At 45.0% G+C, this 19,007-nt stretch carries 33 protein-coding genes; all 33 read left to right on the top strand.

The features are described 5' to 3' along the window. Positions 1–11: 11 nt before the first annotated feature. The 33 genes from rpsS (at position 12) to H9630_RS18200 (ending at position 18,675) form a co-directional block, all read left to right on the top strand. Positions 12–290: a 30S ribosomal protein S19 gene (gene rpsS / locus H9630_RS18040; protein WP_068871362.1), complete on the top strand. Its 279-nt coding sequence runs from the start codon at positions 12–14 to the stop codon at positions 288–290. A 19-nt stretch (positions 291–309) separates the two neighbouring features. Continuing rightward, entirely contained in the window at positions 310–651 is a 342-nt protein-coding gene (rplV, locus tag H9630_RS18045; protein WP_008432509.1) for a 50S ribosomal protein L22, read from the top strand. A gap of 3 nt (positions 652–654) precedes the next feature. Continuing rightward, positions 655–1,311, top strand: a complete 657-nt coding sequence (gene rpsC / locus H9630_RS18050) for a 30S ribosomal protein S3 (RefSeq protein WP_006828934.1) — start codon at positions 655–657, stop codon at positions 1,309–1,311. A gap of 1 nt (position 1,312) precedes the next feature. Further along, positions 1,313–1,747 carry a 50S ribosomal protein L16 gene (gene rplP, locus H9630_RS18055; RefSeq protein ID WP_038701916.1) on the top strand — a complete coding sequence of 145 codons (435 nt, stop codon included), beginning with the start codon at positions 1,313–1,315 and terminating at the stop codon, positions 1,745–1,747. Beyond that, positions 1,737–1,937: a 50S ribosomal protein L29 gene (rpmC, locus tag H9630_RS18060; RefSeq protein WP_006828936.1), complete on the top strand. Its 201-nt coding sequence runs from the start codon at positions 1,737–1,739 to the stop codon at positions 1,935–1,937. The genes rplP and rpmC overlap by 11 nt, the downstream gene beginning before the upstream one ends. A 24-nt stretch (positions 1,938–1,961) precedes the next feature. Continuing rightward, the gene (gene rpsQ, locus H9630_RS18065) at positions 1,962–2,225 is read left to right on the top strand and encodes a 30S ribosomal protein S17 (RefSeq protein WP_008432511.1); all 264 of its coding nucleotides are present in this window, start codon (positions 1,962–1,964) and stop codon (positions 2,223–2,225) included. Positions 2,226–2,272: 47 nt separating this feature from the next. Next, positions 2,273–2,641: a 50S ribosomal protein L14 gene (gene rplN / locus H9630_RS18070; RefSeq protein WP_006828938.1), complete on the top strand. Its 369-nt coding sequence runs from the start codon at positions 2,273–2,275 to the stop codon at positions 2,639–2,641. A 35-nt stretch (positions 2,642–2,676) separates the two neighbouring features. Then, on the top strand, positions 2,677–2,988 hold the full coding sequence (gene rplX, locus H9630_RS18075; RefSeq protein ID WP_058386721.1) for a 50S ribosomal protein L24: 312 nt from the start codon (positions 2,677–2,679) through the stop codon (positions 2,986–2,988). 27 nt (positions 2,989–3,015) lie between these two features. After that, positions 3,016–3,555: a 50S ribosomal protein L5 gene (gene rplE, locus H9630_RS18080; RefSeq protein WP_191716881.1), complete on the top strand. Its 540-nt coding sequence runs from the start codon at positions 3,016–3,018 to the stop codon at positions 3,553–3,555. Between the two features lie 19 nt (positions 3,556–3,574). Continuing rightward, on the top strand, positions 3,575–3,760 hold the full coding sequence (gene rpsN, locus H9630_RS18085; RefSeq protein WP_006828941.1) for a 30S ribosomal protein S14: 186 nt from the start codon (positions 3,575–3,577) through the stop codon (positions 3,758–3,760). 29 nt (positions 3,761–3,789) lie between these two features. Further along, positions 3,790–4,188, top strand: coding sequence for a 30S ribosomal protein S8 (rpsH, locus tag H9630_RS18090; RefSeq protein WP_006828942.1), 399 nt, complete (start codon positions 3,790–3,792; stop codon positions 4,186–4,188). Between the two features lie 30 nt (positions 4,189–4,218). After that, positions 4,219–4,758: a 50S ribosomal protein L6 gene (rplF, locus tag H9630_RS18095; protein ID WP_191716882.1), complete on the top strand. Its 540-nt coding sequence runs from the start codon at positions 4,219–4,221 to the stop codon at positions 4,756–4,758. A gap of 33 nt (positions 4,759–4,791) precedes the next feature. Next, the gene (gene rplR, locus H9630_RS18100; RefSeq protein WP_191716883.1) at positions 4,792–5,154 is read left to right on the top strand and encodes a 50S ribosomal protein L18; all 363 of its coding nucleotides are present in this window, start codon (positions 4,792–4,794) and stop codon (positions 5,152–5,154) included. Positions 5,155–5,174: 20 nt separating this feature from the next. Next, positions 5,175–5,675 (top strand): 30S ribosomal protein S5, encoded by a 501-nt coding sequence (gene rpsE / locus H9630_RS18105; RefSeq protein ID WP_191716884.1) that lies wholly within the window; start codon positions 5,175–5,177, stop codon positions 5,673–5,675. A 14-nt stretch (positions 5,676–5,689) separates the two neighbouring features. Then, on the top strand, positions 5,690–5,872 hold the full coding sequence (gene rpmD, locus H9630_RS18110) for a 50S ribosomal protein L30 (protein ID WP_038701926.1): 183 nt from the start codon (positions 5,690–5,692) through the stop codon (positions 5,870–5,872). 33 nt (positions 5,873–5,905) lie between these two features. Further along, entirely contained in the window at positions 5,906–6,346 is a 441-nt protein-coding gene (gene rplO / locus H9630_RS18115; protein WP_038701928.1) for a 50S ribosomal protein L15, read from the top strand. Further along, a complete protein-coding gene (secY, locus tag H9630_RS18120; protein ID WP_191716885.1) occupies positions 6,346–7,641 on the top strand; it encodes a preprotein translocase subunit SecY in 1,296 nt (431 codons plus the stop codon). The genes rplO and secY overlap by 1 nt, the downstream gene beginning before the upstream one ends. Before the next feature lie 61 nt (positions 7,642–7,702). Then, the gene (locus H9630_RS18125; protein ID WP_191716886.1) at positions 7,703–8,356 is read left to right on the top strand and encodes an adenylate kinase; all 654 of its coding nucleotides are present in this window, start codon (positions 7,703–7,705) and stop codon (positions 8,354–8,356) included. 399 nt (positions 8,357–8,755) lie between these two features. Further along, a complete protein-coding gene (infA, locus tag H9630_RS18130) occupies positions 8,756–8,974 on the top strand; it encodes a translation initiation factor IF-1 (protein ID WP_006828950.1) in 219 nt (72 codons plus the stop codon). Positions 8,975–9,011: 37 nt separating this feature from the next. Beyond that, positions 9,012–9,125: a 50S ribosomal protein L36 gene (gene rpmJ, locus H9630_RS18135; protein WP_006828951.1), complete on the top strand. Its 114-nt coding sequence runs from the start codon at positions 9,012–9,014 to the stop codon at positions 9,123–9,125. Positions 9,126–9,148: 23 nt separating this feature from the next. Beyond that, complete coding sequence (rpsM, locus tag H9630_RS18140) at positions 9,149–9,514, top strand: 30S ribosomal protein S13 (protein WP_006828952.1); 366 nt, start codon at positions 9,149–9,151, stop codon at positions 9,512–9,514. 25 nt (positions 9,515–9,539) lie between these two features. After that, positions 9,540–9,929 carry a 30S ribosomal protein S11 gene (rpsK, locus tag H9630_RS18145; RefSeq protein WP_006828953.1) on the top strand — a complete coding sequence of 130 codons (390 nt, stop codon included), beginning with the start codon at positions 9,540–9,542 and terminating at the stop codon, positions 9,927–9,929. Between the two features lie 130 nt (positions 9,930–10,059). Further along, entirely contained in the window at positions 10,060–11,004 is a 945-nt protein-coding gene (locus H9630_RS18150; protein ID WP_191716887.1) for a DNA-directed RNA polymerase subunit alpha, read from the top strand. Between the two features lie 46 nt (positions 11,005–11,050). Continuing rightward, on the top strand, positions 11,051–11,425 hold the full coding sequence (gene rplQ / locus H9630_RS18155; protein WP_191716888.1) for a 50S ribosomal protein L17: 375 nt from the start codon (positions 11,051–11,053) through the stop codon (positions 11,423–11,425). Between the two features lie 284 nt (positions 11,426–11,709). After that, entirely contained in the window at positions 11,710–12,558 is an 849-nt protein-coding gene (locus tag H9630_RS18160) for an energy-coupling factor ABC transporter ATP-binding protein (RefSeq protein WP_191716889.1), read from the top strand. Further along, entirely contained in the window at positions 12,534–13,406 is an 873-nt protein-coding gene (locus H9630_RS18165; RefSeq protein ID WP_191716890.1) for an energy-coupling factor ABC transporter ATP-binding protein, read from the top strand. Before H9630_RS18160 ends, H9630_RS18165 begins: the two co-directional genes overlap by 25 nt. Continuing rightward, positions 13,403–14,200, top strand: a complete 798-nt coding sequence (locus tag H9630_RS18170; RefSeq protein WP_191716891.1) for an energy-coupling factor transporter transmembrane component T family protein — start codon at positions 13,403–13,405, stop codon at positions 14,198–14,200. The genes H9630_RS18165 and H9630_RS18170 overlap by 4 nt, the downstream gene beginning before the upstream one ends. A gap of 11 nt (positions 14,201–14,211) precedes the next feature. Next, positions 14,212–14,955, top strand: a complete 744-nt coding sequence (truA, locus tag H9630_RS18175; protein ID WP_191716892.1) for a tRNA pseudouridine(38-40) synthase TruA — start codon at positions 14,212–14,214, stop codon at positions 14,953–14,955. 195 nt (positions 14,956–15,150) lie between these two features. After that, positions 15,151–15,588: a 50S ribosomal protein L13 gene (gene rplM, locus H9630_RS18180; protein WP_191716893.1), complete on the top strand. Its 438-nt coding sequence runs from the start codon at positions 15,151–15,153 to the stop codon at positions 15,586–15,588. Between the two features lie 30 nt (positions 15,589–15,618). After that, complete coding sequence (rpsI, locus tag H9630_RS18185; protein ID WP_058386707.1) at positions 15,619–16,011, top strand: 30S ribosomal protein S9; 393 nt, start codon at positions 15,619–15,621, stop codon at positions 16,009–16,011. 112 nt (positions 16,012–16,123) lie between these two features. Next, positions 16,124–16,558: a VOC family protein gene (locus H9630_RS18190; RefSeq protein WP_191716894.1), complete on the top strand. Its 435-nt coding sequence runs from the start codon at positions 16,124–16,126 to the stop codon at positions 16,556–16,558. Between the two features lie 176 nt (positions 16,559–16,734). Then, positions 16,735–17,799 carry an Mrp/NBP35 family ATP-binding protein gene (locus H9630_RS18195; RefSeq protein ID WP_191716895.1) on the top strand — a complete coding sequence of 355 codons (1,065 nt, stop codon included), beginning with the start codon at positions 16,735–16,737 and terminating at the stop codon, positions 17,797–17,799. 192 nt (positions 17,800–17,991) lie between these two features. Then, positions 17,992–18,675 carry a KinB-signaling pathway activation protein gene (locus H9630_RS18200; RefSeq protein ID WP_191716896.1) on the top strand — a complete coding sequence of 228 codons (684 nt, stop codon included), beginning with the start codon at positions 17,992–17,994 and terminating at the stop codon, positions 18,673–18,675. Positions 18,676–19,007: the final 332 nt, after the last annotated feature.

Here is a 19,007-nt window from a genome sequence, read left to right on the forward strand (position 1 = left end):
GAGGATCCCACATGGGCCGCAGCTTGAAAAAAGGACCTTTTGTTGATGATCATCTTATGAAAAAAGTTGAAGCACAAAAGGACTCTGAGAAAAAACAAGTGATCAAAACTTGGTCTCGCCGTTCTACAATTTTCCCGACATTCATCGGACAAACAATCGCAGTATACGATGGTCATAAACACATTCCAGTATATGTGACTGAAGACATGGTGGGCCATAAACTAGGCGAATTCGCTCCAACACGCAAATACGCTAGTCATGGTGCAGACGATAAGAAAACAAGACGTTAATTGAGAGGAGGATTTCCCTATGCAAGCAAAAGCTGTCGCTAGAACAGTACGTATTGCTCCTCGTAAAGTCCGTTTAGTTGTAGATTTAATTCGAGGCAAGCAAATTGGCGAAGCTGTTGCGATTTTGAACCACACTCCGAAAGCAGCATCTGTTGTTGTTGAGAAGTTATTGAAATCTGCAGCTGCTAACGCTGAACACAACTACGAAATGGATCTGAATGACTTGGTCATCAGTGAAGTATTCGTTGACGAAGGACCAACACTTAAACGTTTCCGTCCACGTGCAATGGGACGCGCAAGCGCAATTAATAAACGCACAAGCCACATTACACTAGTGGTATCTGACCAGAAGGAGGGATAATTCGTGGGACAAAAAATACATCCAATTGGGATGCGTATCGGAATCATTCGTGATTGGGAGTCTAAATGGTACGCTGAGAAAGATTATGCGACACTTCTTCACGAAGATATTAAAATCCGTGAATATGTTGAAGCACGTTTGAAAGAAGCTTCAGTTTCTAAAATTGAAATTGAACGCGCTGCAAACCGTGTCAACGTAACTATTCACACTGCGAAACCAGGTATGGTAATCGGTAAAGGTGGATCTGAAGTAGAAGTACTTCGCAAACAGCTTAACTCTATGACTGGCAAGCGTGTACACATCAACATCATTGAAATTAAAAGAGCTGACCTTGATGCAAGATTGGTTGCTGAAAGTGTTGCACGTCAACTGGAAAACCGTGTGTCTTTCCGCCGTGCACAAAAACAAGCGATCCAACGCACTATGCGTTCTGGCGCTAAAGGAATCAAAACTCAAGTATCTGGACGTCTAGGCGGCGCTGACATTGCGCGTGCTGAACACTACAGTGAAGGTACTGTTCCGCTCCATACGCTCCGCGCTGATATTGATTATGCGCATGCTGAAGCAGACACAACTTATGGTAAGCTCGGCGTAAAAGTATGGATCTACCGCGGTGAAGTCCTTCCAACTAAGAAGAAATCTGAGGAAGGAGGCAAATAATATGTTAATGCCTAAACGCGTTAAATATCGTAGAGAGCACCGAGGCAAGATGCGCGGCGAAGCTAAAGGCGGTAAAGAAATCGCATTCGGCGAATTTGGTCTCCAAGCATTAGAATCATCTTGGATCACTAACCGTCAAATCGAAGCTGCACGTATTTCCATGACTCGTTACATGAAACGTGGCGGTAAAGTCTGGATCAAAATTTTCCCGCATAAACCATATACGAAAAAGCCTCTAGAGGTTCGTATGGGATCTGGTAAAGGTTCACCTGAAGGCTGGGTAGCCGTTGTCAAAACTGGTAAAATCATGTTCGAACTTGGTGGAGTATCTGAAGAAGTGGCACGCGAAGCATTGCGCCTTGCATCTCACAAACTTCCAATCAAAACGAAGTTCGTAAAACGCGAAGAAATTGGTGGTGAATCGAATGAAAGCTAATGAAATCCGTGACCTAACCACTGCTGAGATTGAACAAAAAGTGAAATCACTGAAAGAAGAGCTTTTCAACCTTCGCTTCCAATTGGCTACTGGTCAATTAGAAAACACTGCTCGCATCCGCGAAGTACGTAAAGCGATTGCCCGTATGAAAACTGTGATTCACGAAAGAGTACTCAGTGGCAATAACTGATAAATCGAGAGGAGGTTTGCAAGTATGACTGAGCGTAACCAACGCAAAGTATACACAGGCCGTGTTGTGTCTGACAAAATGGACAAAACCGTTACAGTAATGGTTGAAACTCAAAAGAAGCACGCATTCTATGGCAAACGTGTAAAATACTCTAAGAAATATAAAGCTCATGATGAGCTAAACGAAGCGAAAATGGGCGACGTAGTTCGCATCATGGAAACTCGTCCGTTATCAGCTACAAAACGTTTCCGCGTATTGGAAATTGTAGAAAAAGCGGTTATCATCTAATTTAAATAATTTCGGAACCTAAGAAATTCCGGAGGGAGGTTACCTAAGTGATCCAACAGGAAAGTCGTTTAAAAGTTGCAGACAACTCGGGTGCTCGTGAAGTACTAACGATTAAAGTACTTGGTGGTTCTGGTCGCAAGACTGCAAACATCGGAGACGTAATCGTTTGTACCGTGAAAAAAGCAACACCAGGTGGCGTTGTTAAGAAAGGTGAAGTCGTTAAGGCTGTCATCGTTCGCACGAAAAGCGGAGCTCGCCGTAAAGACGGTACTTATATCAAATTTGATGAAAATGCATGTGTCATTATCCGTGACGACAAAGGTCCACGCGGAACTCGTATTTTCGGACCTGTTGCCCGCGAACTTCGCGATAACAGCTTCATGAAAATCGTATCACTTGCTCCTGAAGTTCTTTAATAAATCAATGTGCCATACCAAGGAGGTGCGACAGAATGCATGTTAAAAAAGGCGATACAGTTAAGGTAATCTCAGGCAAAGACAAAGGCAAAACAGGCGTTGTTTTGACTGCTTTACCTAAGAAAGACCGTGTGCTTGTTGAAGGTGTCAACATCATCAAAAAGCATACAAAACCGAACCAGGCAAATCCGCAAGGTGGAATTGTCAGCCAAGAAGCAGCAATTCATGTTTCTAACGTTATGTTACTTGACCCTAAATCCGGCGAGCCGACTCGTGTAGGATACAAGGTTGAAGATGGTAAAAAAGTTCGTGTTGCAAAAAAATCCGGCGAAAAATTAGATAAATAAAATTCCTGAATGAAGGGAGGTACACACATGAACCGCCTAAAAGAAAAATATGTGAATGAAATCACTCCTGCTCTAGTGAGCAAGTTTGAATATAAATCTGTAATGCAGGCACCCCAAGTAAACAAAATTGTTATCAACATGGGTGTAGGCGAAGCTGTTCAAAACACTAAGTCACTTGACTCTGCTGTTGAAGAATTACAAACAATCACTGGTCAAAAACCAGTTATTACTAAAGCTAAAAAATCTATCGCTGGCTTCCGTCTTCGTGAAGGTATGCCAATCGGATGTAAAGTTACACTACGCGGAGAGCGTATGTACGACTTCCTGGATAAATTGATTGCTATCTCACTTCCACGTGTACGTGACTTCCGTGGCGTATCGAACAAATCGTTCGACGGACGCGGTAACTACACACTTGGCGTAAAAGAACAATTGATCTTCCCTGAAATCGACTACGATAAAGTTAACAAAGTACGCGGTATGGATATCGTAATTGTAACAACTGCGAACTCTGATGAAGAAGCTCGTGAGTTATTAACACAATTCGGAATGCCGTTCCAAAAGTAAACATGAGGGAGGCGTAAACGTGGCTAAAAAATCTATGATCGCAAAACAAAAACGCACGCCAAAGTTTAAAGTACAAGAGTACACACGCTGTGAACGTTGCGGACGTCCGCATTCAGTATTACGCAAATTTAAACTTTGCCGTATTTGTTTCCGTGAACTTGCATATGTGGGACAAATTCCTGGCGTCAAAAAAGCCAGCTGGTAATCCCCTAATTTGGGAAGGAGGTAAAAGTAATGACAATGACAGATCCGATTGCAGATATGCTGACACGCATTCGTAACGCAAACATGGTTCGTCACGAGAAATTAGAGCTTCCGGCTTCTAATGTGAAAAAAGACATCGCTGAAATCCTTAAGCGTGAAGGTTTCGTTCGTGACGTAGAATATGTTGAAGATGATAAACAAGGCATGATCCGGATTTTCCTTAAATACGGAGCTAACAACGAACGCGTTATTACTGGATTGAAACGCATTTCAAAACCAGGACTACGTGTTTACGCTAAAACTAACGAGGTGCCACGTGTACTAAACGGTCTTGGAATCGCTTTAGTCTCAACATCACAAGGTTTGGTAACTGATAAAGAAGCCCGCGCGAAACAAATCGGCGGAGAAATCATAGCATACGTTTGGTAATAAGCAACAAACGAATGGAGGTGCAACAGAATGTCACGTGTAGGTAAAAAACCAATCGAGGTTCCTGCTAACGTTACCGTAACTCTTGGAGACAAGAATGCCGTAACTGTTAAAGGCCCTAAAGGCGAGTTGACTCGCGTATTCAACAAAGATATTACAATCACACAAGAAGATAACGTCCTAACATTGTCACGTCCTTCAGATTCTAAAGATCACCGCACAAACCACGGTACATCCCGTGCTTTGCTTGCAAACATGGTTACTGGGGTTTCAGAAGGATTCCAACGCACACTTGAATTAGTAGGTGTTGGTTACCGTGCTCAATTACAAGGCTCAAAATTGGTTCTTAACGTAGGTTACTCTCATCCGGTTGAATTCACTCCGGAAGACGGCGTAACAGTTGAAGTTCCAGCAAACACAAAAGTCATCGTCAAAGGCATCGATAAAGAACGTGTTGGAGCTCTTGCTTCGAACATCCGCCAAGTACGTCCGCCAGAGCCATATAAAGGCAAAGGTATCCGTTACGAAGGTGAAGTTGTTCGCCGCAAAGAAGGTAAAACAGGTAAATAATGCTGCTTAGGCAGGCTGAAAGGAGTGACCTCAGTGATTACGAAACTCGATAAAAACGCATCTCGTAAAAAACGTCATGCACGCGTACGTTCTAAAATTACAGGCACAGCACAACGCCCACGTTTAAACGTATTCCGTTCGAATAAATACATCTACGCTCAATTGATCGACGATATGAATGGCGTTACACTTGCAAGTGCATCATCTATGGAGAAGGATTTCTCAGTAGAATCTACTGGCAACGTGGAAGCGGCAGCTAAAGTCGGCGAAACAATTGCAAAACGCGCTACTGAAAACGGCTTAAAATCGGTTGTTTTCGACCGCGGTGGTTATTTATATCATGGACGTGTAAAAGCATTAGCAGAAGCTGCCCGTGAAAATGGTTTAGAATTCTAAAAAAAGGAGGGACACATTTCATGAGTCGTATTGATCCAAACAAACTTGAACTTGAAGAACGCGTAGTTACAATCAATCGCGTAGCTAAAGTTGTAAAAGGTGGACGTCGTTTCCGTTTCTCCGCATTAGTTGTTGTAGGCGACAAAAATGGTAATGTTGGTTTTGGTACTGGTAAAGCTCAAGAAGTTCCAGATGCAATCCGCAAAGCTATCGAAGATGCGAAGAAAAACCTTATTGAAGTACCAATGGTTAAGGGTACAACTCCACACTTAGTAATCGGTCGTTTTGGCGCAGGCCAAATTCTTATCAAACCTGCTTCTCCAGGTACCGGTGTAATTGCTGGCGGACCTGTTCGTGCGGTACTTGAATTAGCTGGAGTACAGGATATCTTGTCTAAATCTCTAGGTTCAAGCACACCAATCAACATGGTACGTGCAACTATTAACGGTTTAACTCAATTGAAGAGTGCTGATGAAGTTGCAAAACTTCGCGGCAAATCAGTTGCAGAACTGTTAGGATAAGGAGGGAAAATCACATGGCAACTAAATTGGAAATTACCCTCACAAAAAGCGTGATCGGTTCTAAACCGGCACAACGCAAAACTGTTCAGTCTTTGGGATTGCGCAAAATGCACCAAACTGTTGAGCACCAAGACAATGCAGCCGTTCGCGGTATGCTTGATAAAGTCGCTCACTTAGTAACTATCAAAGAAGTTTAATTACGGATTTCTATAGAAGGAGGTGCCAACCAAATGAAACTTCATGAATTAAAACCAGCAGAAGGTTCACGCAGCTCGAGAAAGCGTATCGGACGCGGTATCGGTTCAGGTACTGGTAAAACAGCAGGTAAAGGTCATAAAGGTCAAAACGCTCGTTCAGGCGGCGGTGTTCGTCCTGGATTTGAAGGTGGACAAAACCCTTTGTTCCGTCGTTTGCCAAAACGTGGATTTACCAACATCAACCGTAAAGACTATGCAGTTGTAAACATCGAAGTGCTTAACCGTTTCGACGAAGGCACAGAAGTAACACCAGCATTGTTGATTGAAACAGGTGTTGTGAGCAATGAACGTTCTGGAATCAAAATTCTGGGCAACGGTAGCTTAGAAAAGAAATTGACAGTAAAAGCTCACAAATTCTCTGGATCAGCTAAAGAAGCGATTGAAGCTGCCGGCGGACAAACCGAGGTGGTTTAATGTTTCAGACAATCTCTAATTTTATGCGCGTGACTGATATTCGAAATAAAATATTCTTTACATTATTGATGCTCATCATTTTCCGTATTGGAACTTTTGTTCCAGTACCGAATGTTGACGCTTCGGTTTTGCAAGCTACTGACCAGATGGGTCTGGTTGGATTCTTAAATACTTTCGGTGGAGGTGCCCTAGCTAACTTTTCGATTTTAGCGATGGGAATTATGCCATACATTACAGCGTCAATCATTGTGCAATTATTGCAGATGGATGTTGTACCGAAATTTGCAGAGTGGGCGAAACAAGGAGAAGTCGGAAGACGGAAACTTGCTCAATTCACTCGCTACTTCACAATTGTTCTTGCCTTTATTCAAGCAATCGGTATGTCTTATGGGTTTAACCAAATGTACGGCGGTTCTTTAATCCAGAACGACACGATTTCAACTTATGTTGTCATCGCTATTGTCTTGACTGCTGGTACGGCGTTCCTATTGTGGCTTGGTGAGCAGATTACGGCAAAAGGTGTGGGGAACGGTATTTCGATTATCATCTTCGCAGGGATTGTCGCTGCAGTACCAGGCGCTATTAACCAATTGTATGCACAGCAGATCCAAGGAGCTGGAGATCAGCTTCCGATCAATATTGCCATCATGGCATTGCTTGCATTAGCTGTTGTTGCCATTACGGTTTTGGTCATTTACGTTCAACAAGCGTTGCGTAAAATACCGATTCAGTATGCGAAGCGAGTTGCTGGCCGTGGCCAGACGACAAGCGGGCAGCAAACGCATTTACCTTTGAAAGTGAACGCGGCCGGAGTTATCCCGGTAATCTTTGCAGTAGCGTTTATCATTACGCCACAAACCATTGCTTCTTTCTTTGGTGCTAACGCGTTTACGGAAGCGGTTCAGAGTACGTTCGATTATACGCGCCCTGTCGGCATGATCATTTATGTCGCTTTGATCGTAGCATTTACGTATTTCTACGCATTTATTCAGGTTAATCCTGAGAACGTGTCAGACAACTTGAAAAAGCAAGGCGCATATATTCCGGGAATCCGTCCGGGTAAAAATACGCAGGATTATTTAACAAGTGTGTTATACCGACTGACATTCGTCGGTGCCATCTTCCTGGCAGTCATCGCTATTCTACCGATTTTCTTCATTAACATTGCGAATTTACCGCAATCGGCGCAAATCGGCGGAACAAGCCTTCTGATTGTTGTAGGGGTAGCACTGGAGACGATGAAACAATTGGAATCTCAACTTGTGAAACGTCATTACAAAGGCTTTATGAAATAATCAATGGATCTAGAGGGACGTGAAAGCGTCTCTTGTCCAATTGTCTGAGGGGGACAAACGTATGAATATCGTATTAATGGGTCTACCGGGTGCCGGAAAAGGTACTCAAGCAGACGAAATTGTTAAGAAGTACGACATCCCTCATATTTCTACAGGTGACATGTTTCGAGCTGCTATAAAAGGCGGAACGGAACTGGGCTTGAAAGCAAAATCATTCATGGATCAAGGTGCTCTAGTGCCTGATGAAGTGACTATCGGCATTGTCCGAGAACGACTTAGCGAAAAGGACTGCGAGGATGGCTTCTTATTGGATGGCTTTCCGCGTACTGTTCCTCAAGCTGAAGCGTTGGAATCTCTTTTGGCCGATCTTGATAAGCGAATCGAGCATGTCGTAAATATTCAAGTCGAACAAGATGAATTAATTGCACGTTTGACAGGCCGATGGATCTGTAAAGTTTGTGGAACTGCTTACCATACTGTGTTCAACCCGCCGGCAACTGCTGGTGTGTGCGACAAAGATGGTGGAGAACTCTACCAGCGTGAAGATGATAAGCCTGAAACCGTCACTAAACGTTTAGAAGTAAATATGCAACAAACGCAGCCGCTTCTTGATTTCTATGAAAGCAAAAACGTGCTGCAGAATATAGATGGACAGCAGGACATCCAAAAAGTATTTGCTGACATTGATGCTCTTCTAAAGGGCGACCGAGGCTAATCCCCGGCGCCGGGCGCAGTTAGTTGCCTCCATGTGGCTTTAAGGAGCACCGGAGATATGAATTTTCGAGAGCTGCAAAAGCAAACAAGGCTCAGAGTATGAACGTTGATGCAAGGTGCGCATTCGTGCAATCGTGCATTGAAACTAGTATAATGGGTTTCGTGGAAGCATCTGTGTAACGGGTTTGGAACTCATCCAAAGCAGTCCGGGCAGTCGAGGATACATGAGACAGACTGGCTTTGCCGGATTACCCCCGGCCCGCTAATCTGCGGGACTCGGAGAATGTCTTTCGAATGTCACTCATGCATTTCTTGTGAATGAATGTACTACTACTATTCAATCAGCAAATACTGTTTGAAGATGAGAACCTGATTTGTATACAGAAGGGAGACTGGGTCGATGGCGAAAGACGATGTAATTGAAATCGAAGGAACTGTCGTTGAGACTTTGCCTAACGCGATGTTTAAAGTGGAATTGGAAAACGGCCATACGATTCTTGCGCACGTATCAGGCAAGATTCGCATGCATTTCATCCGCATTCTGCCAGGAGATAAAGTGACAGTGGAACTTTCTCCTTACGATTTAACACGCGGTCGTATCACATACCGTTTTAAATAATCTTTTGCACTCCGGACTACTAAGGAGGTTGGGTTAGATGAAAGTGAGACCATCTGTAAAACCGATCTGTGAAAAATGTAAAGTTATTCGCAGAAACGGTAAAGTAATGGTAATCTGTGAAAATCCGAAACACAAACAAAGACAAGGCTAATTTGAAGGAGGTGCATCGCACACATGGCACGTATTGCTGGTGTTGACATTCCGCGCGACAAACGCGTTGTTATTTCATTAACATACATTTTCGGTGTTGGTAAAACAACTGCACAGAAAGTTCTTTCTGCTGCTGGTATCTCTGAAGAGACACGCGTTCGTGATCTTACAGAAGACGAGTTGAACAATATCCGTGAACAATTAGATCAATACAAAATCGAAGGTGACCTTCGCCGTGAAGTTTCAATGAACATCAAACGTTTGATGGAAATTGCTAGCTTCCGAGGAATCCGTCATCGTCGTGGACTACCGGTCCGCGGTCAAAATACGAAGAACAATGCGCGTACGCGTAAAGGTCCTCGTAAAACTGTAGCTAACAAGAAAAAATAATCAGTAAAGGAGGTTTCTTCTTAACATGGCACGTAAACAACAAACTCGTAAGCGTCGTGTGAAAAAGAATATCGAATCTGGTATTGCTCACATCCGCTCAACATTCAATAACACAATCGTTACTATCACTGACATGCAGGGTAACGCTGTTTCATGGTCAAGTGCAGGGGCTCTAGGATTTAGAGGTTCACGTAAATCTACTCCTTTCGCTGCTCAAATGGCTGCTGAAACTGCTGCTAAAACATCAATCGAACACGGTCTTAAAACTCTAGAAGTTACAGTTAAAGGTCCTGGTTCAGGTCGTGAAGCTGCAATCCGTGCACTTCAAGCTGCCGGACTAGAAGTTACAGCTATCAAAGATGTAACTCCAGTACCTCACAACGGTTGCCGCCCACCAAAACGCCGTCGCGTATAATCGTTAATCTGAATAGGATTTTTGAACATCACGACTTACTGGATGGGTTCTGAATCGTAGCGAAAGTCTGTGACTATCGAATTCTTTGATGAAACGAAAAAAACCGACGTTTTGAAGGAGGGTAAAATGAATGCTCGAAATAGAAAAACCAAAGATTGAAACGGTTGAGATCGACAGCAGTTCCAAGTTCGGAAAATTTGTTGTTGAACCTCTTGAGCGTGGATATGGAACCACTTTAGGAAACTCCTTACGTCGAATCTTACTTTCATCTTTACCTGGCGCAGCTGTTACTTCAATTCAAATTGATGGCGTTCTGCATGAATTCTCCACTGTTGAAGGTGTAGAAGAAGATGTGGCTACTATCATCTTGAATATTAAGAAGCTGGCTTTGAAGATTTACTCTGACGAAGAAAAAGTCATTGAAATCGACGTAAAAGGTGATGGAACGGTTACGGCTGCAGATATTACACACGACAGTGACGTAGAAATTCTGAATCCGGATCTATATATTGCAACAATCGCTAAAAATGGCCACTTGCGCATGCGTATGTATGCAAACAGGGGCCGTGGATATGCCCGTGCAGATCAGAACAAACGTGAAGATCTTCCGATCGGCGTTATCCCGGTTGACTCTATTTACACTCCAGTTTCACGCGTTAATTTCCAAGTGGAAAATACTCGTGTGGGTCAACTGGCTCATTTCGATAAATTATCTCTTGATGTATGGACAGATGGCAGCATTGGTCCAAAAGAGGCAATTGCGCTTGGCGCAAAGATTTTTACTGAGCATTTAAACATCTTCGTAGGATTGACAGACGAGGCTCAAACGGCTGAAATCATGGTTGAAAAAGAAGAAGACCAAAAAGAGAAAGTATTAGAGATGACTATCGAAGAACTTGATCTTTCGGTTCGATCTTACAACTGCTTAAAACGTGCGGGTATCAACACGGTACACGAACTGGCAAGCAAGTCGGAAGACGACATGATGAAAGTACGCAACCTCGGACGCAAATCACTTGAAGAAGTTAAAGTGAAGTTGGAAGATCTAGGGCTTGGCCTTCGTAAAGAAGACTGAGAGTTAGAATCGGATCCGAACTATTCAACAAAGGAGGGAAACTTCAATGAGAAAGCTTCAACGTACAAGTTCTCAACGTAAAGCACTATTACGTGACCTTACAACAGACTTAATCGTACATGAACGCATTCAAACGACTGAAGCTCGTGCGAAAGAAGTGCGTTCGACTGTAGAAAAAATGATTACGCTTGGTAAACGTGGAGATCTTCACGCTCGCCGTAAAGCAGCAGAATGGATGCGCCGTGAGTTGGTAACAACTGCAGACGCTGAAGGCAACGAAACAACAACTTATGCATTGCAGAAATTGTTTGATGATGTTGCACCACGTTACGCTGACCGTCAAGGCGGTTACACTCGCATTATGAAAATGGGGCCTCGTCGCGGAGATGGCGCACCTATCGTTATTATCGAATTGGTTTAATCAATCGAAGGGGGTTTCATAGCCCTCTTCTTTTAGCATTATGATTTATACGACAATATGAAAAGCTGAGTGTTATGATGAGCGAGCCGAAAGGCGGCGTCTCGTCTAGCTCTACGCACCTCATTCAACCCTGGCTTAAGCAACCGGGGAAGCCATAGAGACAGAAAAGCGCATTTCTCTGAATGAGGTGCGCGCTTTTTTTATTTATTTACCGTTTTACAAATGCTGTTGAAAACCAGTAGAGTAGAGAAGAGCTAAGCAAGTTTCAGAGGAGGCCAGCTGAGATGAATTCGATTATATTGTCATTCGAAAATGTGACATTTACATATACGCAAGAAGACGCGTCGGTAAAACCGGCCGTGCAGGATTTATCTTTTTCGATACAGGACGGGGAATGGATCGCTTTGGTGGGCCATAACGGTTCCGGGAAATCGACAATCGCCAAATTGATGAACGGTTTATTGTTTCCGCAGACGGGGAAAGTTTCGGCGATGGGGCAATTGATGGCCGAAGAAAGCCTGTGGGATATCCGTTCGCAGATGGGCATGGTTTTTCAAAATCCGGACAATCAGTTTGTTGGCGCCACGGTCCAGGACGATGTGGCATTTGCCTTGGAAAACAATGGCGTGCCGCATGAAGAAATGGTGCTGCGTGTCAAAGAATCGTTGCATCAAGTAAAGATGGAAGCTTATCTTGACCACGAACCCCACCATTTGTCGGGTGGCCAAAAACAGCGTGTGGCAATTGCCGGTGCACTTGCACTGCGCCCGCGTCTGTTGATTTTGGATGAGGCGACATCGATGCTTGATCCTCAGGGGCGGATGGAAGTCATTGAAACCATCCGTGAACTGCGGGAAGCGACGGGCCTTACGGTTATCTCGATTACGCATGACTTGGAAGAGGCGGCACTTGCTGACCGCATCCTCGTCATGAACGCAGGGCAAAAGCAATTGGAAGGCACACCGGATGAAGTATTCCTATCCGGCAATGAACTGACGACGCTGGGCCTGGATTTGCCGTTTTCGATGCGCATGACGCATCTGCTTCAAGAAGCTGGAGTCCAACTTCAAGGAGAACATATGACAGAAGATGAATTGGTGGATGAGTTATGGACATTTTACTCAAGGAAGTAGGATACAGTTATGCAAAAGATACGCCTTTTGAAAAACGGGCGTTGACTAATGTCTCACTGCATATCCCTTCAGGCTCCTATACAGCCATCATCGGCCATACCGGATCCGGCAAATCGACGGTCCTTCAGCATCTTAATGCTTTGTTGAAGCCGACAGAAGGGTCCGTCGTGATCGGCGAGCGGAAAATCGAAGCTGGCGTGAAGGCGAAGAATTTGCGAGATGTGCGCCGGCAGGTCGGGATTGTCTTTCAATTTCCGGAACAGCAATTGTTCGATGAAACGGTGTTGAAAGACATCATGTTCGGGCCGATGAACTATGGCGTACCGGAAGAAGAAGCAAGCCGACGGGCACATGAACTGGTTGAACAGCTTGGCTTGCCTTCAGAAGTGTTGGCGAAATCTCCGTTCGATCTGTCGGGCGGGCAAATGCGCCGTGTAGCAATTGCCGGAGTGTTGGCGATGGAACCGGATGTATTGGTGCTTGATGAACCGACGGCTGGACTTGATCCGCGTGGCCGTCGTGAAATCATGGACCTGTTCCATCAGCTGCATATCCAAAAAGGACTGACAACGGTCCTGGTGACCCACAGCATGGAAGATGCGGCGCGCTACGCAGATACTGTAGCCATTATGCATGATGGCCGCTGTGTCGTGACAGGGGATCCTGCAGAGATCTTCTCGAATGAAGAGCAATTGCGGGACTACCGGCTGGAGCCGCCGCGTACCATCCGCCTGCAGCGGAAGTTTGAAGAGAAAGCCGGCATCACATTGGATGCCATTTCACTGACGGAAGAAGCGCTGGCGAAAAACATCGCATTGGCTTTATCGGAAGGGCGTGATTCCGAATGATGGAGAAAATGATTTTTGGCCGCTTTATTCCAGGGGACTCGATTATCCACCGGATGGATCCGCGAGCGAAGATTTTATTCGTTTTCGTGTTCATCGCCATCGTCTTTATTGCCAATAGCGCAGTGACGTACGGTATTTTGCTCGGGTTCACGCTGCTGGTGGTGTTCCTGTCCAAAATTCGTCTCTATTTCCTGATCAACGGATTGAAACCGGTCTTTATTTTATTGATTTTTACCTTTTTGCTGCATATTTTCTTTACGCGTGAAGGCGATTTGTTAGTGGATATCGGTTTTATTGAGATTTACGAAGAAGGGCTGCGGCAAGGGATATTCATTTCCATCCGTTTCCTGGTCTTGGTGTTCATTACGAGCATCCTGACCTTGACGACTTCACCAATTTCCATCACCGATGGCATTGAAGTATTGCTTGGCCCATTCAAGCGCGTCAAGTTGCCGGTTCATGAACTGGCATTGATGATGTCCATTTCTCTGCGCTTTATCCCGACTTTGATGGATGAGACGGGCAAGATCCTCAAGGCGCAGATGGCAAGAGGCTCAGACATTGGCTCAGGGCCGGTAAAAGAGCGCATCAAGGCGGTTGTGCCCTTGTTGATCCCGTTGTTCGTCAGTGCCTTTAAACGGGCGGAAGACCTGGCTACGGCGATGGAAGTCCGGGGTTACCGAGGCGGCGAAGGCCGAACGCGCTATCGCCAATTGGATTGGCGCTTTAAAGACAGCCTGAGCTTGCTGGTGCTGGCCGGGCTTGCGGGAATGCTTTGGTATTTCCGGGTATAAGGAGAGAAATTATGAAACGATTAAAAGCGACAATTGCCTATGACGGCTCCGGTTTTGCCGGCTATCAGATCCAGCCGGATTCACGTACGGTCCAAGTGGAATTGATGAAGGTGCTGAAAACCATCCATAAAGGCAAAGTCACCCAAGTGGTGGCGAGCGGACGGACAGATGCCAAAGTCCATGCGACCGGCCAGGTAATCCATTTTGATACGGAATTTTCCATTCCGATGAGCGGCTGGCTGAGGGCGCTGAATGTCCTGTTGCCGGAAGATATCCGGGTCAACTCGATTGAAGAAGTGGATGCATCTTTTCATGCGCGCTACCATACGACCGGCAAGACCTACCGCTATAAATGGGACCGCAGCCAGATCATCAGCCCGTTCACGCGCAACTACATGGTCCATGTCAAGCAGCCGCTTGATGTCGATGCCATGAGGGCCGCTGCACAGGCATTGATCGGCACCCATGATTTTTCAAGCTTTTGTGCGGCGAACACAGCGGTGGTTGATAAAGTCCGGACGATTTGGCGTGTGGAGTTTGAAGAGCGCGGCAATGAGCTTCATATGGTGATTGAAGGTTCCGGTTTTTTATACAACATGGTCCGGATTATTGCAGGTACATTAACTGAAGTGGGCATGGGCAGACGGAAGGCCGAAGAACTCAGCGGAATCGTGGCTGCGGCTGACCGGGACGCTGCCGGGAAAACGGCTGCGGCACATGGTCTTTACCTGGAAACCGTGATGTATCAGAGCTGAAACAACTTTTCCTGGTGTTTTTAGAAAAACCCTTGACTTTTTAGCGCTGGCGTTATAACATGATGTATGGTATTTTCATTACCCCCACGATATGCCCCGGAAGGTTATTTGTGTTTAGGGATAACGAAAAAACGGAACAGCGGAACACTGTAAAATGATTTTAAAAACAGACGATTTATTAGGAGGACAATATACATGCGTACAACATTCATGGCTAAAGGTCACGAAGTAGAGCGTAAATGGTTGGTTGTCGATGCAGAAGGGCAAACTCTTGGACGTTTAGCTTCTGAAGTCGCTTCAATCCTACGCGGGAAATACAAACCAACATTCACACCAAACGTTGACACTGGTGATCACGTAATCATCATCAACGCTGAAAAGATTCACCTTACAGGTAAAAAACTTACTGACAAAATCTACTACCGCCACACACAATACACTGGTGGATTGAAACAGCGTACTGCACTTGAAATGCGCACGAAATACCCAACAAGAATGCTTGAATTGGCTATCAAAGGGATGCTTCCAAAGAACTCTCTTGGACGCCAAATGTTCAGAAAGCTACATGTATATGCTGGCCCAGAACATAACCACCAAGCACAAACACCAGAAAACTACCAACTTCGCGGATAATAAATTAGTAAATTAGAGGAGGATACACCTTTGGCACAAGTTCAATATATTGGGACAGGTCGTCGTAAAAACTCAACAGCTCGCGTACGGTTAGTACCGGGTGACGGCACAATTACAATCAACAAACGTGACGTAGCGGACTACGTTCCTTACGAAACATTGCAACAAATCATCAAACAGCCACTAGTTGCTACGGATACTCTAGGAAGCTACGACATCCTAGTAAACGTAAATGGCGGTGGATTCACAGGCCAAGCCGGAGCAATCCGTCACGGTATTGCACGTGCTCTACTAACTGTAGACCCTGCATTCCGTCCTGCGTTGAAATCTGCTGGGTTGTTAACACGTGACCCACGTATGAAAGAACGTAAGAAACCAGGTCTTAAATCAGCACGTCGTGCACCTCAGTTCTCAAAACGTTAATTTCGATTTTCGTTTACAAAGCACTTTCCGAAGAAATTCGGAGAGTGCTTTTTTTATGGTCAAATAGAGGTGTAGGCGGGTAGAATAGAAGGAAATAAGGGGGAATGATGAAATGAACCGAATCAATTTGATTTGCCTTGGTGTAAAAGATATGCAGACATCGATTAAGTTTTACAGAGATGGGCTCGGCTTTGAAACGGCAGAAAAAGGAGACAATCCTGGAATTGTCTTTTTCAACTCTTCCGGTTCGAAACTGGAATTGTTTCCATTAGAGGAGTTAGCGAAAGATATCGATGAACAGAACCCGCCGGCAGGCACCGGATTTTCAGGCATCACGCTGGCTTATAATGCAAAGTCCAAAGAAGAAGTGGATAGAGTGATGGACCTGGCGAGACGGGCTGGAGGGAAAGTCGTAAAAGAACCGAAGGATGTTTTCTGGGGAGGGTATTCGGGGTATTTCACAGATCCTGACGGCTATTACTGGGAAGTGGCATGGGGACCGGACTTTACGTACGATGACCACGATATGCTGATCATCAATCCGTGATCAAAGCCTGTATTCAGCTTGATTAATAAAGAGGAGAAATGCCACTGCGCCGGAGTTTTCATCCTCGCGAGAGCGGAGTGGCATACTCATTCCTTCTGATAAGACCGAATACATTAAAAATAGGATTTGCTGTGCTATACTTTATGGTGAGCAAAATTGATAGGGAGTGTATCGATATGGTAACTGAAGTACAAGTACGCGAATTACTCGGAGCATTAGAAGATCCGTTTTTACATAGATCGTTGACTGAAACGAACGGCATCACGTCCGTAACGATCAAAGAAGAGAAAAAACACGTCAGCGTGAAATTGGCAATCGCCAAAACCAACACGCCTGAACAAATGCAGCTGCAGATGAAAGTTGTCGATGTATTAAAAGGAGCGGGAGCCGGTTCTGTCGGTATCCGTTTTGAAGAACTTCCTGCTGAAGCATTGGCTCAGTTCCGTGGAACAGCAAGTGAATCTGAAGCACAGGATCTATTGTCTCCACTGAACAAAGTGGAATTCATTTCAATCGCCAGCGGTAAAGGCGGCGTCGGTAAATCGACAGTATCGGTTAACTTGGCGATTGCATTAGCGCGTCTTGGCAAAAAAGTGGGCTTGATCGATGCAGATATCTACGGATTCAGTGTACCGGATATGATGGGGATCGATAAATCGCCGGTCGTGCGCGGCGAAACGATTATTCCAGTTGAACGCTTCGGAGTGAAAGTCATCTCCATGGGCTTTTTCGTAGAAGACAATATGCCAGTTGTTTGGCGTGGCCCGATGCTCGGGAAAGTGCTTGACCAATTCTTCCGTGATGTAGAATGGGGCGATTTGGATTACCTTCTATTGGATCTTCCGCCTGGCACAGGGGACGTCGCACTCGATATCCACCAGATGCTTCCGGCTTCCAAGGAAATCGTCATTACGACACCTCACCCGACTGCAGCCTTCGTTGCAGCGCGTGCCGGAGCAATGGCGCTTCAAACTGACCACGAAGTACTGGGTGTCATCGAAAACATGTCCTGGTTCGAAAGCAAAGAAACCGGTAAGAGAGAATACTTATTCGGACAAGGCGGCGGACCAAAGCTTGCTGAAGAATTGCAGGCACCGTTGCTTGGGCAGATTCCAATGGGTCAGCCTGACTGGAATGAAGAAGACTTCGCTCCGTCAGTTTACTTGGCAGACCACCCAACAGGGAAAATCTATGAAGATATCGCGAACCAAGTGCTTAAGCAATTCGCTGATAAAAAATAATGCTTGGACAGTCCGGGGGCTTTCGGTAGCTCTCGGGCTTTTATTTTGCCGATTCGGCCATAGGATATGGCGATTCAGTAACAAAGAACCGACTTTCAAGCTTTGTTCACAATCTAAGCTGTGTGGCGAATGGATTTTTTTATAGCCGGTTGGTACAATCTTAAAAGAACTTTAAATAACGGAGGCATTCAATTGACAATACGAAATTGGGTTAAGTTTTTTTTGAAAGCACTTTTGCTTGGTGGAGCGGTAACCGGATTGCTCGGTTTGTTCGTCCGCTGGGATGATGTATTTTCACAACCATTCAACGCCGGCCAATGGGGCGAATTTTTAGCTGGCTTTGTCTGGCTGGTTATTATTGGTCTGACGATGAGCATCATCAGCCAATTGTGTTTCTTTGCATATTTGACGGTACACCAGATAGGGATGAATATTTTCCGGACATTGCGCCTGTGGAATTGGGTTCAATTGTTGATCATCGCAGTAGTCATTACCGATTTGATTTTATTCCGCTTTGCGCCAAACGCAGAAACGACTGGCCAGGTTTGGCTGTATGGAAGCTTATTGGCCATCTTGATCTTTACAGCGGTGGTAACAGCTTACTTCAAAGCCAAATGGACGAATAAAGAAACGTTTATTTCTGCCTTGTTCTTCATGATCGTCATTACAACGGTCGAATGGCTTCCGGCATTGATGGTGGAAGAAGGAAATATCGACAGTTGGGTTACTTTATTGTTGTTCCCGTTCCTGGCAGTAAATGCTTATCAGCTCCTGGTATTGCCGAAATACAATGCGCAATCGGATGTTGACCGACAGAAACTGGAAGAGCGGCGTGCCGCAAGAAAAGCGCAAGCGCAGACAGCTTCCAAAAAATAAAATCATTCGTCCACTGATTTTCTTATGGTGGATGAATGATTTTTCTCTTCTTTTGAAAAGGCCTGAATTTCATCGGAAACCAATCGGCTCTAAGGGTTAGGGAGGATTAGGGCACCTGTTCTGCAGAAGAATACAGGAGGAAAAAACAGGTTTTGCAAAAAACTTTGCTGAAAGTGTTGACAGGATTCTAAACATGCTTTAATATAATAAAAGTCGCCAAGCAACAACGAACAACATAAACGAAACGGCGGCAAACAACTTGAACCTTGAAAACTGAACAGCAAAACGTCAACAAAAGACGTCACGAGCGCCTTGGCGCGAGAACGGCTTTT

The sequence above is a fragment of the Planococcus wigleyi genome, from assembly GCF_014836985.1.
Taxonomy (GTDB): domain Bacteria; phylum Bacillota; class Bacilli; order Bacillales_A; family Planococcaceae; genus Planococcus; species Planococcus notacanthi.

Bases quoted from the DNA above. Each gene is read 5' to 3' on its own strand.
- rpmJ (WP_006828951.1), top strand. From the start codon at position 9,012: ATGAAAGTGAGACCATCTGTAAAACCGATCTGTGAAAAATGTAAAGTT.
- truA (WP_191716892.1), top strand. From the start codon at position 14,212: ATGAAACGATTAAAAGCGACAATTGCCTATGACGGCTCCGGTTTTGCC.
- rplQ (WP_191716888.1), top strand. From the start codon at position 11,051: ATGAGAAAGCTTCAACGTACAAGTTCTCAACGTAAAGCACTATTACGT.
- rplF (WP_191716882.1), top strand. From the start codon at position 4,219: ATGTCACGTGTAGGTAAAAAACCAATCGAGGTTCCTGCTAACGTTACC.
- rpmD (WP_038701926.1), top strand. From the start codon at position 5,690: ATGGCAACTAAATTGGAAATTACCCTCACAAAAAGCGTGATCGGTTCT.
- rpsH (WP_006828942.1), top strand. From the start codon at position 3,790: ATGACAATGACAGATCCGATTGCAGATATGCTGACACGCATTCGTAAC.
- rpsK (WP_006828953.1), top strand. From the start codon at position 9,540: ATGGCACGTAAACAACAAACTCGTAAGCGTCGTGTGAAAAAGAATATC.
- H9630_RS18150 (WP_191716887.1), top strand. From the start codon at position 10,060: ATGCTCGAAATAGAAAAACCAAAGATTGAAACGGTTGAGATCGACAGC.
- H9630_RS18190 (WP_191716894.1), top strand. From the start codon at position 16,124: ATGAACCGAATCAATTTGATTTGCCTTGGTGTAAAAGATATGCAGACA.
- rplV (WP_008432509.1), top strand. From the start codon at position 310: ATGCAAGCAAAAGCTGTCGCTAGAACAGTACGTATTGCTCCTCGTAAA.
- rplM (WP_191716893.1), top strand. From the start codon at position 15,151: ATGCGTACAACATTCATGGCTAAAGGTCACGAAGTAGAGCGTAAATGG.
- H9630_RS18125 (WP_191716886.1), top strand. From the start codon at position 7,703: ATGAATATCGTATTAATGGGTCTACCGGGTGCCGGAAAAGGTACTCAA.
- rplE (WP_191716881.1), top strand. From the start codon at position 3,016: ATGAACCGCCTAAAAGAAAAATATGTGAATGAAATCACTCCTGCTCTA.
- rpmC (WP_006828936.1), top strand. From the start codon at position 1,737: ATGAAAGCTAATGAAATCCGTGACCTAACCACTGCTGAGATTGAACAA.
- rplO (WP_038701928.1), top strand. From the start codon at position 5,906: ATGAAACTTCATGAATTAAAACCAGCAGAAGGTTCACGCAGCTCGAGA.
- H9630_RS18160 (WP_191716889.1), top strand. From the start codon at position 11,710: ATGAATTCGATTATATTGTCATTCGAAAATGTGACATTTACATATACG.
- H9630_RS18165 (WP_191716890.1), top strand. From the start codon at position 12,534: ATGGACATTTTACTCAAGGAAGTAGGATACAGTTATGCAAAAGATACG.
- rpsQ (WP_008432511.1), top strand. From the start codon at position 1,962: ATGACTGAGCGTAACCAACGCAAAGTATACACAGGCCGTGTTGTGTCT.
- rplX (WP_058386721.1), top strand. From the start codon at position 2,677: ATGCATGTTAAAAAAGGCGATACAGTTAAGGTAATCTCAGGCAAAGAC.
- infA (WP_006828950.1), top strand. From the start codon at position 8,756: ATGGCGAAAGACGATGTAATTGAAATCGAAGGAACTGTCGTTGAGACT.
- H9630_RS18170 (WP_191716891.1), top strand. From the start codon at position 13,403: ATGATGGAGAAAATGATTTTTGGCCGCTTTATTCCAGGGGACTCGATT.
- rpsM (WP_006828952.1), top strand. From the start codon at position 9,149: ATGGCACGTATTGCTGGTGTTGACATTCCGCGCGACAAACGCGTTGTT.
- rplP (WP_038701916.1), top strand. From the start codon at position 1,313: ATGTTAATGCCTAAACGCGTTAAATATCGTAGAGAGCACCGAGGCAAG.
- secY (WP_191716885.1), top strand. From the start codon at position 6,346: ATGTTTCAGACAATCTCTAATTTTATGCGCGTGACTGATATTCGAAAT.
- H9630_RS18195 (WP_191716895.1), top strand. From the start codon at position 16,735: ATGGTAACTGAAGTACAAGTACGCGAATTACTCGGAGCATTAGAAGAT.
- rpsE (WP_191716884.1), top strand. From the start codon at position 5,175: ATGAGTCGTATTGATCCAAACAAACTTGAACTTGAAGAACGCGTAGTT.
- rpsS (WP_068871362.1), top strand. From the start codon at position 12: ATGGGCCGCAGCTTGAAAAAAGGACCTTTTGTTGATGATCATCTTATG.